This is a genomic window from Pseudomonas sp. YH-1 (assembly GCF_051990045.1).
Classification (GTDB): Bacteria; Pseudomonadota; Gammaproteobacteria; order Pseudomonadales; family Pseudomonadaceae; genus Pseudomonas; species Pseudomonas nicosulfuronedens.
In genome coordinates this window covers 3,461,932-3,474,111 of record NZ_CP178184.1, presented here as the reverse complement: position 1 = coordinate 3,474,111, position 12,180 = coordinate 3,461,932, and the positions used below count along the sequence as shown (strand labels likewise).

The 12,180-nt window shown below is 66.4% G+C and carries 9 protein-coding genes; 5 read left to right on the top strand and 4 right to left on the bottom strand.

Annotated elements, in window-relative coordinates; all coding sequences use genetic code 11:
• Positions 1–266: 266 nt before the first annotated feature.
• Together ACKI1H_RS16215 and ACKI1H_RS16210 are read left to right on the top strand one after the other, a co-directional pair.
• Entirely contained in the window at positions 267–1,940 is a 1,674-nt protein-coding gene (locus tag ACKI1H_RS16215; protein WP_280056281.1) for an MFS transporter, read from the top strand.
• Between the two features lie 369 nt (positions 1,941–2,309).
• Positions 2,310–3,803: an aldehyde dehydrogenase family protein gene (locus tag ACKI1H_RS16210; protein WP_138216217.1), complete on the top strand. Its 1,494-nt coding sequence runs from the start codon at positions 2,310–2,312 to the stop codon at positions 3,801–3,803.
• 234 nt (positions 3,804–4,037) lie between these two features.
• Here the strand turns inward: ACKI1H_RS16210 and ACKI1H_RS16205 are convergent, their stop codons facing one another.
• Together ACKI1H_RS16205 and ACKI1H_RS16200 are read right to left on the bottom strand one after the other, a co-directional pair.
• Complete coding sequence (locus tag ACKI1H_RS16205) at positions 4,038–4,697, bottom strand: glutathione S-transferase family protein (RefSeq protein ID WP_440465591.1); 660 nt, start codon at positions 4,695–4,697, stop codon at positions 4,038–4,040.
• A gap of 65 nt (positions 4,698–4,762) precedes the next feature.
• The gene (locus ACKI1H_RS16200; RefSeq protein ID WP_440465590.1) at positions 4,763–5,932 is read right to left on the bottom strand and encodes an MFS transporter; all 1,170 of its coding nucleotides are present in this window, start codon (positions 5,930–5,932) and stop codon (positions 4,763–4,765) included.
• Positions 5,933–6,048: 116 nt separating this feature from the next.
• Here ACKI1H_RS16200 and ACKI1H_RS16195 point away from each other — a divergent pair, with 116 nt between their 5' ends.
• The 3 genes from ACKI1H_RS16195 to ACKI1H_RS16185 all read left to right on the top strand — a co-directional run bounded on the left by ACKI1H_RS16195 (position 6,049) and on the right by ACKI1H_RS16185 (position 9,249).
• On the top strand, positions 6,049–6,546 hold the full coding sequence (locus ACKI1H_RS16195; RefSeq protein ID WP_440465589.1) for a MarR family winged helix-turn-helix transcriptional regulator: 498 nt from the start codon (positions 6,049–6,051) through the stop codon (positions 6,544–6,546).
• A 224-nt stretch (positions 6,547–6,770) separates the two neighbouring features.
• Positions 6,771–8,183, top strand: a complete 1,413-nt coding sequence (gene gabP / locus ACKI1H_RS16190) for a GABA permease (RefSeq protein WP_440465588.1) — start codon at positions 6,771–6,773, stop codon at positions 8,181–8,183.
• Positions 8,184–8,244: 61 nt separating this feature from the next.
• Positions 8,245–9,249 (top strand): GlxA family transcriptional regulator, encoded by a 1,005-nt coding sequence (locus ACKI1H_RS16185; RefSeq protein ID WP_440468871.1) that lies wholly within the window; start codon positions 8,245–8,247, stop codon positions 9,247–9,249.
• A 376-nt stretch (positions 9,250–9,625) separates the two neighbouring features.
• Here ACKI1H_RS16185 and ACKI1H_RS16180 read toward each other — a convergent pair whose 3' ends face one another.
• Both ACKI1H_RS16180 and ACKI1H_RS16175 read right to left on the bottom strand, forming a co-directional pair.
• Positions 9,626–11,320, bottom strand: a complete 1,695-nt coding sequence (locus ACKI1H_RS16180) for an amidase (RefSeq protein WP_440465587.1) — start codon at positions 11,318–11,320, stop codon at positions 9,626–9,628.
• A gap of 440 nt (positions 11,321–11,760) precedes the next feature.
• Complete coding sequence (locus tag ACKI1H_RS16175) at positions 11,761–12,150, bottom strand: hypothetical protein (RefSeq protein WP_440465586.1); 390 nt, start codon at positions 12,148–12,150, stop codon at positions 11,761–11,763.
• Positions 12,151–12,180 lie beyond the last annotated feature (30 nt).

The following is a 12,180-nucleotide window of genomic DNA, read 5'->3' as shown; positions in this document are numbered from 1 at the left end:
CGCGAGAAAGGCGCCAGCCAGACACGTCGCTGTGCATCGGCTGTCCGGAACAGGTGCCAATCCGCGCCAGCCGGGGGATTGCCGGTGATGGCCAGTGGATATCCGTGGCAGGCCGATTATGCTTTTCAATGACCTTGCGGCGTGCCGCAGGGCTGCCTGTATGCACGCTTTGCGCAATCCGTACGACCTGACATCAGCCCTGGGCTCGAGTGCGGTAACGGTATTGAGGGACTCCGGCCCAACACAAGAACAAAACGGAGACGAACATGGCACAGACATACAGCCCGTCCGCGGGCAACGCGCCTTCCACCGGAGTGACGAAGGAGGAGCGCAAGGTCATCTTTGCCTCCTCGCTGGGCACCGTTTTCGAGTGGTACGACTTTTACCTCTACGGCTCCCTGGCGGCGATCATCGCCAAGCACTTCTTCGCCGGGGTCAACGAAACCACCGCCTTCATCTTCGCCCTGCTGGCCTTCGCCGCCGGTTTCGCGGTGCGGCCCTTCGGTGCCATCGTGTTCGGCCGCCTGGGCGACATGATCGGGCGCAAGCACACCTTCCTCATCACCATCGTCATCATGGGCGTGTCCACCGCCGTGGTCGGCCTGCTACCGGCCTACGCCACCATTGGCGTCGCGGCGCCGATCATCCTCATCACCCTGCGACTGTTGCAGGGCCTGGCGCTGGGCGGTGAGTACGGCGGCGCTGCCACCTACGTCGCGGAGCACGCGCCCAAGGGCAAGCGCGGCTTCTTCACCTCGTGGATCCAGACCACCGCGACGCTCGGGCTGTTCCTCTCGCTGCTGGTGATCATGGCCTGCCGCACCGTGCTGGGGACCGAGGCATTCGAGGCCTGGGGCTGGCGGATTCCGTTCCTGCTGTCGATCCTGCTGCTGATCATCTCGGTATACATCCGCCTGCAACTGGCCGAGTCGCCGGTGTTCATGAAGATGAAGGAAGAAGGCAAGGCGTCGAAGGCGCCGCTGACCGAATCCTTCGGCCGCTGGGACAACCTCAAGGTGGTGATCATGTCGCTGCTTGGCGGCACCGCCGGCCAGGCCGTGGTCTGGTACACCGGGCAGTTCTACGCGCTGTTCTTCCTCTTGCAGACCCTGAAGATCGACCCGCAGACCGCCAACCTGCTGATCGCCGGCTCGCTGCTGCTGGGTACGCCGTTCTTCGTGTTCTTCGGCAGCCTGTCCGACCGCATCGGCCGCAAGAAGATCATCATGACCGGCTGCATCCTGGCCGCTCTCACCTACTTCCCGATCTTCCATGGCCTGACCCAGTTCGGTAACCCGGACGTGTTCGCCGCCCAGGAGAAGAACCCGGTGACGGTGGTGGCCGACCCGAACGCGTGTGCCTTCCAGTTCGACCCGGTGGGCAAGGCCAAATTCGTCAGCTCCTGCGACATGGCGAAAAGCCTGCTGGCGAAACGCGCGATCCCTTATGAAAACCTCAAGGCCGAAACGGGCGCCGTCGCCCAGGTGCACATCGGCGACAAGGTCATCGCCAGCTTCGAAGGGGCCGGTATGCCGGCGGCAGAGTTCAAGGTGCAGTCCGAAGTCTTCACCGCGCAGCTGGCCGCCTCGCTCAAGGAAGCCGGCTACCCCGAGAAGGCAGATCCTTCGAAGATCAACCACCTGATGATGCTGGTGCTGCTGACCATCCTGGTGATCTACGTGACCATGGTGTACGGGCCGATTGCCGCGTGGCTGGTCGAGCTGTTCCCGACGCGCATCCGCTATACCTCCATGTCGCTGCCCTATCACATCGGCAACGGCTGGTTCGGCGGCTTCCTGCCCACCGTCGCCTTCGCCATGGTGGCCGCCACCGGGGACATCTACTACGGCCTCTGGTACCCCATCGTCATCGCGGTGATGACGGCGGTGCTGGGCATCCTGTTCCTGCCGGAGACCAAGGATCGGGATATCACCCACTGAGGTTGCGACGCCACGCCGGCCCCCTCTCCCCGGCCTTCTCCCTGAAGGGAGAGGGGGTTTCCGTACGATGCAGAATCCTGATGCGCGTCTTTGACTGAGTTGCCGGCTGAAGGCAGACCATGACCCAGCGCCGAACAGTCCCCTCCCCCTTCAGGGAGAGGGCTCACCCTGCTCCGCGCCCCTCCACAAACAACCCTTCAAACGTCTCAACTGCTGTCGCAATGTGCGACAGCAGTTCCACTTCGTCGTTATTCATAAACAAAATAACTATTTTAATTTCAATCAGTTAAACCAAAATAGCAGCCTTGGCACAGCCGTTGCGATGCTCCGCCTCAACGTTCCTGAAACAGACAACAAGAGGCCACCGCAATGCTCGCTTCCCTGCCCATCAAGCCCGAATCCCGCGCCTTCCTGCAGCGCGCCCCGAAGATGCTGATCGGTGCCGACTGGACCTCCGCCAGCGACGGCGCCCTGATGGACCTGCGCAACCCGGCCACCGGCGAAGTGCTCTGCCAGGTGCCGGCCGGCACCGCCGCCGATGTCGACCGCGCCGTACGCGCCGCGCGCCAGGCCTTCGATGACTCCGCCTGGAGCCGCACCCGCCCGCGCGAGCGGCAGAACCTGCTGTGGAAGCTCGCCGACCTGATGGAACGCGACGCCGACCTGCTGGCCGAGCTGGAGTGCCTGAACAACGGCAAGAGCGCCGCCGTCGCCCGCGTGATGGACGTGCAACTGGCCATCGACTTCCTGCGCTACATGGCCGGCTATGCCACCAAGATCGAAGGCACCACCGTGGACGTGTCCATGCCGCTGATGCCCGATGGCGAATTCCACGGCTACATCCGCCGCGAAGCCGTCGGCGTGGTGGGCGCTATCGTCGCCTGGAACTTCCCGCTGCTGCTGGCCTGCTGGAAACTCGGCCCGGCGCTGGCCACCGGTTGCTCGGTGGTGCTCAAGCCCGCCGACGAAACCCCGCTGTCCGCGCTGAAGCTCGCCGAGCTGGTGCTCGAAGCGGGCTACCCGGCCGGCGTGTTCAACGTCGTCACCGGCGCCGGCATCACCGCCGGCGCCGCCCTCTCCCACCATCCGCTGGTGGACAAGCTGACCTTCACCGGCTCGACCCCGGTGGGCAAGGAAATCGGCAAGGCGGCCATGGACAACATGACCCGCGTGACCCTGGAGCTGGGCGGCAAGTCGCCGACCATCGTCATGGCCGACGCCGACCTGGCCACCGCCGCCGCCGGCGCCGCCCAGGCGATCTTCTTCAACCAGGGCCAGGTCTGCTGCGCCGGCTCGCGCCTGTACGTGCAGCGCAAGCACTTCGACAACGTGATCGCCGACATCTCCGGCATCGCCAACGGGATGAAGCTGGGCAACGGCCTGGACCCAAGCATCGACATGGGCCCGCTGATCTCCGCCAAGCAGCAGAAGCGCGTGTTCGACTACATCGAACTGGGCCGTGACAAGGGCGCGACCATCGCCTGCGGCGGCGAGCAGTTCGGTCCCGGCTACTTCGTCAAACCCACGGTGATCGTCGACGTCGACCAGAAGAACCCGCTGGTGCAGGAAGAAATCTTCGGCCCGGTGCTGGTCGCCATGCCCTTCGACGACATCGAGGACGCCCTGCGCCTGGCCAACGACAGCCCCTACGGCCTGGGCGCGAGCATCTGGTCCAACGACCTGGCGGCGGTGCACCGCATGGTGCCGCGCATCAAATCCGGCTCGGTGTGGGTCAACTGCCACAGCGCGCTGGACCCGGCGCTGCCCTTCGGCGGCTTCAAGATGTCCGGCGTGGGCCGCGAGATGGGCGCCGCCGCCATCGAGCATTACACCGAGCTGAAGTCGGTGCTGATCCGCCTGTAACAGCCCGCTTGTCTACCTCGCCCGCGCGGTCCCCCTGCGCGGGTCTTGCATCCCCCGGTCGCGGCAGCGCACGGGGGATTTTTTTCTGTTTCCCAACCCCTGAGCGGGAGCCAAACCGAGCGCGTTCTGTAGGAGCGAGCTTGCTCGCGAACCGCCCAGCCCCCAAGTCGCCAGTACGTCTGTTCGCGAGCAAGCGCGCTCCAACAACGGCGGGCGGCCCGCCGTTGGAGAAGCTCAATCCCGATCCGGCGCCCCCAGCGGGAACAGCGGCCGGTGCGGTCGCGCTTCCTCCACCGCGCGGGCGAAAGAGGGGCGCGCCAGCAGGCGCGAGCGATAGGCACGTAGCGTCGGGTACTGATCGCCGATGGGATGGGTCCAGTCGGCGTAGAAAAGCGACGGAGCCGCAGCGCAGTCGGCGAGGCTGAAGCTGTCCCCCGCGGCCCAGGTGCGCCCTGCGAGTTCTTCTTCGAGCCAGGCGTAGGCCAGTTCGAGTTTGCTCACCGCGTGGGCCAGGCCTTCTGCCCGCTTGGTTGCCTCGCCGCTCATGGCCCCCAGCACGGCGTGCTGCACCGGAGTCATCACGTGCCAGTCGAAGAAGCGGTCGAGAAAGCGCACCTCCAGCGCCTTGAGCGGGTCGTCCGGCAGCAGGCGCACCGGACCGGGATGCTTCAGGTGCAGGTACTCGATGACGATGCTGGTCTCGGCGACGCTGTGTTCGCCGTCCAGCAACACCGGGAATTTCGCCAGCGGCCACAGGCGCAGCCAGTGCGCGCCATTCTCCGGCTCGTCCGGGCCGAGGCCGCGAAACTCGAAGGGCGTGGCGTTCTCGTAGAGGGCGATCAGCACCTTCTGCGTATAGGAGGAAAACGGGTGGCCGAACAGGACAAGGGACATGGCGGGGTCACCGGGGGCAGACGAAAGTACTCAGCGTAGACCCGAATGACCGCGCCATGGATTGCTCAGCAGGCCGGCGCCTGCCCCTGGAGCGAGCGCGGCGGTGCGAAGCGGCTGGCGAGAGCGAACATCACCAGGCACACCAGCGCCATACCGATCCAGGCCGGCGCCAGGCTGGCCATGGATTGCCGGGCCAGCCCCGCCAGCAGCGGGAACAGCGCCGCGATCAGGTAGCCCACGCCCTGCACGAAACCCACCAGCGCACCAGCTTCGGCGGGGCTGCGGGCGCGGTCCATGGCGACGATCAGCGACAACGGGAACAGCGCGCCGATGCCCAACCCGAGCCCGATCATCGCCACCAGTACCAGCTGCTGCGGCCACATCACCAGCGTGAGCAGACCGCCAAGCAGCAACAAGATGGCCAGCAGCAAAGCCGGGCGACGGTCCGGCAGACGGTCGATGAAAGCGGACACCAGCATGCCGGCGACTACTTCGGTCAACGTCAGCCCGCCCAGCAAGGCCCCTGCCTGGGCCGGAGTCCACCCCAGAGAGGTGTAGTACGGCGGCAACCAGGCCAGCACTAGCACGTACGCACCCGTGCCCAGGCCGAAGAACAGCGCCAGCCACGCCCCGCGCCGGGCGATCCCGGAGAAGGCCGGCGCCGCCGAACGGACAGACGCCTCGCCCTTCGCGGATCGCATCCAGACCGGCAGCGCCAGTACGGCGGGCAGCGTCCAGAACGCCAGCGCCGGCAGCTCGCCCCAGGCTTTCGCCAGCCAGGGAGACGCGACGCTGGCCAGCACCGCACCGCCCATGATCGCCGTGGAATAGGCGCCCATCGCACCACCGACCCGCGCGCCGAAGCGCTGGCGGATGAATACCGGCAGCAGCGCCTGGCAGGCGGCAATGCCCAGGCCGGCAAGCACCGCGCCACCGAGCAGCCCGACCTGCCCTGGCAGCAGGCGCAGCGCGCAGGCCAGGGCGATCAGCAGCAAGCCGAACGCAACGCCACCGCGTACGCCGAGATAGCGCAGCAACTGGGCGGCGCCCAGCGCACCCAGCCCCATCAGCAGCACCGGCAGGCTGGTGAGCAGGCTGGCGAGGCTGTCGGACAGTTTCGCGGACGCCTGCAGCGCATCCAGCAGCGGACCGATGGAGGCCAGTGCCGGGCGCAGGTTGAGGCCGGCCAGTACGACCGCCAGCAGGCAGGCGGTCAGGGAAATGCTTCGGGGCATGGGACGCATCCTTTCAGTGGGGCGCCGGCACTTGATCGCAGCGGCGGCACAGGCGAATATCTCTACATCAAGACAAATTCAATGTATCTCGACATCAAGATAAAAAGGAAGCCCCCATGGACAGAGCCGCGTTCGCCGTCGAGCAATGGCGCCAGCAACTGCCCGAGCTGGATACCGACGGCATGCTCCTGCTCGGCCGTCTGGGCGAGGCCGCGCAGGTGATCGCCCGCGACCACCTCAATCCGCTGTTCGCCGACTTCGGCCTGCAGCCGGGCGAGTTCGACGTGCTCGCCACCCTGCGTCGCAGCGGCCCGCCCTTTCGCCTCACGCCCACGGTGCTCTACGAGGCGGCGATGATCTCCTCCGGCAGCATGACCAACCGCCTCGACCGCCTGGAGAAACAGGGCCTGGTGCAGCGCCTGCCCAACCCGGAGGACGGCCGCGGTTCGCTGGTTGGCCTCAGCGATGCCGGCCTGGCGCTGATCGATCAGGCTGTCGGCGCCCACGTCGACAACCAGCGCCGGGTACTCTCCGGGTTGAGCACCGCCGAGCAGAAGAAGCTCGCCGGCCTGCTGGAAAAACTCCTCGCCAGCCTGTCCGAAGACGATCGCTGAGAGCCTTTGCGCCGATTGCACCGGCGGGCCTGCGCACGCAGGAATCGGTCTCCCGGAGCGGCTCCTGGCCAGCACCCCGTCTGCCGGCCATGTCGTTTTTGGTCATGCCCACGGCGATTTCGAGCAACTCGCCACCCACCCTCTGCCTTAGCTTGAGTCCCGCGTGAAGCGCACCGCGCTGCGTCACCGCGCCCGACCTAACAATTTCAAGAAAAGGCCGACAGATGAGTGCTCCCCATGCAAAAGGCGCCAATGGCGATCTGGTGCAGGGCTTCAAGCCCCGCCACGTAACCATGCTCTCCATCGCGGGGATCATCGGCGCGGGGCTGTTCGTCGGCTCCGGCCACGCGATCGCCGCCGCCGGCCCCGCGGCCATAGTCGCCTACGCCCTCTCCGGGCTGCTGGTGGTGCTGGTCATGCGCATGCTCGGTGAGATGGCCGTGGCCAGCCCTGACACCGGCTCCTTCTCCGCTTACGCCGACCAGGCCATCGGCCGCTGGGCCGGTTTCACCATCGGCTGGCTGTACTGGTGGTTCTGGGTGCTGGTGATTCCCATCGAGGCCATCGCCGCCGGGGTCATCCTCAACAACTGGTTCCCGCAGGTCGAGACCTGGGTCTTCGCCTTGTCGATGACGCTGCTGCTCACCGTCACCAACCTGTTCAGCGTCGCCAAGTACGGCGAGTTCGAGTTCTGGTTCGCCATGCTCAAGGTGGTCGCCATCGTCGCCTTCATCGGCCTCGGCGCGGCGGCGCTGCTGGGTCTGCTGCCGGGACGCGAAGTCAGCGGCCTGCACAAGCTGATGGGCGAGCACGGCGGCTTCATGCCCAACGGCTGGACAGCCATCTTCAGCGCGCTGATCACCACCCTGTTCAGCTTCATCGGCACCGAGGCGGTGACCATCGCCGCCGCCGAATCCAGCGACCCCAGCCGCAACATCGCCAAGGCCACGCGCTCGGTGATCTGGCGCATCAGCGTGTTCTACCTGCTGTCGATCCTGGTGATCATCTCGGTGGTGCCGTGGAACGATCCGCGCCTGGTGGAGATCGGCTCCTACCAGCGCACCCTGGAACTGCTGAACATCCCCAACGCGCAATTGCTGATGGACCTGGTGGTGCTGGTCGCCGTGGCCAGTTGCCTGAACTCCTCGGTGTACATCGCCTCGCGGATGATCTATTCGCTGAGCCGCCGCCACGACGCCCCGGCCTTCATCCAGCGCACCTCGGCGGCGGGCGTGCCGCGCGCGGCGGTGATCGCCAGCACGCTGATCGGCATGTTCACCACCCTGCTCAACTTCTTTGCGCCGGGCCGGCTGTTCGAATTCCTGCTGGCCAGCTCCGGCTCCATCGCCCTGCTCGTCTACCTCGCCATCGCCGTGTCGCAGCTGCGCATGCGCGGCATCCTGCGCCGGCGCAACCACGAGCTGGTATTTCGCATGTGGCTGTTCCCCTGGCTGACCTGGCTGGTGATCGGGATCATCAGCTTCATCCTCGCGGTGATGTTCATCATGCCGACGCACCGCATCGAGGTCAGTTCGACCCTGGCGCTGACGGTCATCATCATCCTGCTCAGCCAGACCAGCCGGCGCACTTCACCCCCTCACCAGACCGCCATCGGCCGCCGCGCCGTGCGCGGCTGAGCCAGCCACCCACACGCAGACGAGGTGCCGATTGGTCGAACGCCGCCAGTTCAGTGGGGCCATGCAGGGCCGCAATCTGCGCTATCTCGAGGGCGAACCCCAGGAGCCCAGCCGCCTCGCGCGGGTGGGCTTCCTGCTGCTCGAACACTTCTCGCTGCCGGCCTTCACCCAGGCGCTGGATACGCTGGTCACCGCCAACCTGATCCGAGTGCAATCCTTCGCCACCGAGACGTTCAGCCTCGACGGCGAGTCCGTCACCAGCGACCTTGGCCTGGTGATCTGCCCCGGCGCCACGCTGACCTCGGCGCAGCTTGCGGACCTGGACCTGCTGGTGGTCTGTGGCGGCCTGCGCACACCGCTGCGTGCGATGCCCGAACTGACGCGCCTGCTACAGACGGCCGCCGACAAGGGCATCGCCCTCGCCGGCCTGTGGAACGGCGCCTGGTTCCTCGGCCAGGCCGGCCTGCTCGACGGCTACCGCTGCGCCATCCACCCCGAGAACCGCGCAGCGCTGGCGGAGATCGCGCGGCACAGCAAGGTCACCAGCGAGAGCTACCAGGCCGACCGCGACCGCCTCACCGCCGCCAGCCCCACCGGCGCCTTCAACCTGGTACTGGAGTGGATCAACGCCCGCCACGGCCGCGAACTGGTGGACGCCATCGTCGATATCCTCGCCTTCGAAGAATCGCGCTTCCGCCGCACCCGCCCGGCGCTGCACGAGAAGCTCAGCGAACCGCTGCGCGAGGCGATCAACCTGATGAGCGCGAACATTGAGGAGCCGCTGAGCCAGGACCAGCTGTCGAGCTACGTGGGGCGTTCAAAACGGCAGATCGAGCGGCTGTTCCAGGAGCAGCTGGGCACCACGCCGGTGCGCTATTACCTGGAGCTGCGCATCACCGAAAGCCGCCGCCTGCTGCAGCATTCCAGCCTGCCGATGTACGAGGTCGGGCTGGCCTGCGGCTTCGTCTCGCCCAGCCATTTCAGCAAGTGCTACACGTCCTTCTATGGCTACTCGCCGTCCAAGGAAGCGCGCCACGGCTGCGTGAAAGCCCAACGAACCCTGTAGGAGCGCGCCATGCGCGCGAATCGCGGGCATGGCCCGCTCCTACAGGTTGACTGCGGCACCAGCCTCGTAGGGCGCATAACCCGGAACGGGTTATGCGCTGAATGGGTGGATAACGCCTGAAGGCGTTATCCACCCTACGGGACTGCCTGGAATACCTCGCCGAAGATGCCGCCCCCCTCGATAGAACACGTTCGTAGGATGGCGTGGAGCGCAGCGATACCCATCTGGGTTTCGCACGACAGCATGGGTATCGCTGCGCTCCATCCATCCTACAAGGCACCGCACTGACCCGTGTCTACGAAGAGGCCCTACCGCCAACCATAAAAAACCGCGCCCTGGGGCGCGGTTTCTTATACGACGTGAAGCGACGAGCCGATCAGCCCAGCGGCGGCGTGCTCGGCGGCACCAGGCGCTTGGAACCGGTGGCCTCGAAGGCGGCGGCGAAGCGCAGCAGCGCCGAGTCGTCGTAGGCGCGACCGGCAAAGGTCAGGCCCACCGGCATGCCGATGTCGGCCATCACACCCATCGGCACGGTAACGGTCGGCACGCCCAGGTGACGGATCGCCAGGTTGCCGTTGGCGACCCAGATGCCGTTGCTCCAGGCGATGTCGGCCGACTCAGGGTTCACGTCGGCATCCGCCGGACCGACGTCGGCCACGGTGGGGAACAGCACGGCGTCCAGCTTCAGCTCGTCCATCCAGTCTTCCAGGTCGAGCTTGCGGGTCTTTTCCAGGCCACGCAGGCCGTCGGGCAGGCTCTCGATCTGGTCCCAGCTCTTCAGGCCGCGCTTGGCCATGTTGACGTACTCGTCCATGCCGGCGACCAGGTCGTCCTCGCGGTTGGGCAGGGTGCCCGGATCGTGCGGGAAGATCTGCGGACCATCGACGTCGGCCAGCTTGTTCAGCTTGGGGTCGCCGTTGGCGCGGAGGAAATCGTCGAAGCCCCAGCCGGACAGTTCCCACAATTCGTCATGCATGAACTGCTCGGTGACGAAGCCACGGTTGAATACGGTCGGTGCGCCAGGGCGGTCACCCTCGCAGTTGGAGACCAGCGGGAAGTCCACTTCGACGACTTCGGCGCCAGCGGCTTCCAGGGCCTTGCGGGCCTGTTCCCAGAGGTCGATGACCGAGGCGCGGGTGTTGATGCGCTGGCCAGTCGGACCGCCGATGCCGGGCTTCTCGCTGGTGCCGGCCAGTTCGTCCTTGTTGATGAACATGCGCGGCACGCCCAGGCGCTTGCCCTTGAGCGCTTCGGGGCCGGCGGCGAGGTCCAGGTAGGACGACGGGCGCACGTCGCTCACGGCCGGGATCGGCACCCACGGCTGCAGGCGCCAGAGGTCGCCACGCTTGTCGCTGTCTTCGGCGACGACCACGTCGAGCACTTCCAGCAGATCAGCCATGGTGCGGGCGTACGGCACCACCACGTCCATGGTCGGGGTCAGCGGCCAGTTGCCGCGTACCGAGATCACGCCACGGGATGGGGTGTAGGCGCACAGGCCATTGTTCGAGGCCGGGCCGCGACCGCTGGACCAGGTTTCTTCCGCCAGGCCGAAGGCCGAGAAGCTCGCGGCGGTCGCGGTGCCGGCACCGTTGGAGGAGCCGGAGGCGAAGGGCGCGGTGAGGAACTTGCGGTTGTACGGGCTTTCTGCGCGGCCGTAGACGCCGCGCTGCATGCCACCGTTGGCCATGGGCGGCATGTTGGTCTTGCCCAGGCAGATGGCGCCGCCGGCGCGCAGGCGCTCGACGGTGAAGGCGTCGCGGTACGCAACCAAGTCCTTGAAGGCCGGGCTGCCGGAGGCGGCGGTCAGGCCCTTGACCAGGTAGCTGTCCTTGGCGGTGTAGGGGATGCCGTCCAGCGGGCCGAGGGTCTCGCCACGGGCGCGGCGGGCGTCGGAGGCTTCGGCTTCCTTCAGGGCCTCGGTGTTGCGCACGACCACGGCGTTGAGCTGGGTCGGACCATCGTAGGCGTCGATGCGCGCGAGGTAGGCCTTGACCAGTTCAACCGCGGTGGTGCGGCCCGACTCCAGGGCTTCACGCAGCTGCGCAATGGAAACTTCGGTTACCTCGATCATGCTTTCACCGTCGGCTGAAGGTTGGTGGGAAAGGGCAGGTCTGCGTCGCGACGGACCCAGACAGCGCAAGTCGGAAAATGCGTGTTCATCTCGATTCTCTTGTACTTCTGTTACGCGACGGGAGTGAGTTTACCGTCGGCCGGCGGCGGCGTTCAGCGCCCGGCGGACAAACCGGATGCGCATCCTGGGCACGGAAAGGCGAATACAGCCGCCAGGGCGCACACACTGGCATGCCCGATCAGAATACACAACAGTCGTAAATTAAAAAAAACGCCCATCGAGTGGGGGCTCGATGGGCGATATGTGGGCGCTGGGGGGAGCGCCCCTGGAGAGTGATTCAGCGAAAGCCCGATGGCAGACACTGACGCAGGCCATTCGCCGCCTGCCGGCGCTGGGCGGGTCGCTGGGGGAAGCGGCCGGCCCGAAGATGAATCAGATCATTAGCTGTGCTGCGAACACTGGTAGGCGGCATCCAGCAGCTCGCCTTTGTCCTGCCAGGCGCTGCGCTGGTAGGCGCTGAAGTGGTTGCCGCCAGTGATCGGGGTCACCTGCACGATGCCGCTGGCCAGCAGCGGATCGGCGCTGCCAGTGAGCAACTGCCGAGTAGTACCGCTGTCGCTGACGAAGGTAGCGGTGCCGGGGGTAAGCCTGCCGTCGATACAGTTCAGGTAAGCGCTGCTGTCCTGGGTAGTAGTGCCGCCGAGGCTGTCCCAGCTCAGTTGGGTTTCGCAGGTCGCTGCACAGCCGGTCAGGCTGGCCACGGCCAGTACCAGCGGGCCAAGGGCGATCCGGGCGGCCATTCGATTGAGTGTGGGGCGCGCTGTGTTCATCGTTTCTGTCCCTGCGTCGGTTCAACCTTC

What these genes read in the sequence shown, in the direction of transcription:
- ACKI1H_RS16215 (WP_280056281.1), top strand. Translation starts at nt 267, where the DNA reads ATGGCACAGACATACAGCCCGTCCGCGGGCAACGCGCCTTCCACCGGA.
- ACKI1H_RS16210 (WP_138216217.1), top strand. Translation starts at nt 2,310, where the DNA reads ATGCTCGCTTCCCTGCCCATCAAGCCCGAATCCCGCGCCTTCCTGCAG.
- ACKI1H_RS16205 (WP_440465591.1), bottom strand. Translation starts at nt 4,697, where the DNA reads ATGTCCCTTGTCCTGTTCGGCCACCCGTTTTCCTCCTATACGCAGAAG.
- ACKI1H_RS16200 (WP_440465590.1), bottom strand. Translation starts at nt 5,932, where the DNA reads ATGCCCCGAAGCATTTCCCTGACCGCCTGCCTGCTGGCGGTCGTACTG.
- ACKI1H_RS16195 (WP_440465589.1), top strand. Translation starts at nt 6,049, where the DNA reads ATGGACAGAGCCGCGTTCGCCGTCGAGCAATGGCGCCAGCAACTGCCC.
- gabP (WP_440465588.1), top strand. Translation starts at nt 6,771, where the DNA reads ATGAGTGCTCCCCATGCAAAAGGCGCCAATGGCGATCTGGTGCAGGGC.
- ACKI1H_RS16185 (WP_440468871.1), top strand. Translation starts at nt 8,245, where the DNA reads ATGCAGGGCCGCAATCTGCGCTATCTCGAGGGCGAACCCCAGGAGCCC.
- ACKI1H_RS16180 (WP_440465587.1), bottom strand. Translation starts at nt 11,320, where the DNA reads ATGATCGAGGTAACCGAAGTTTCCATTGCGCAGCTGCGTGAAGCCCTG.
- ACKI1H_RS16175 (WP_440465586.1), bottom strand. Translation starts at nt 12,150, where the DNA reads ATGAACACAGCGCGCCCCACACTCAATCGAATGGCCGCCCGGATCGCC.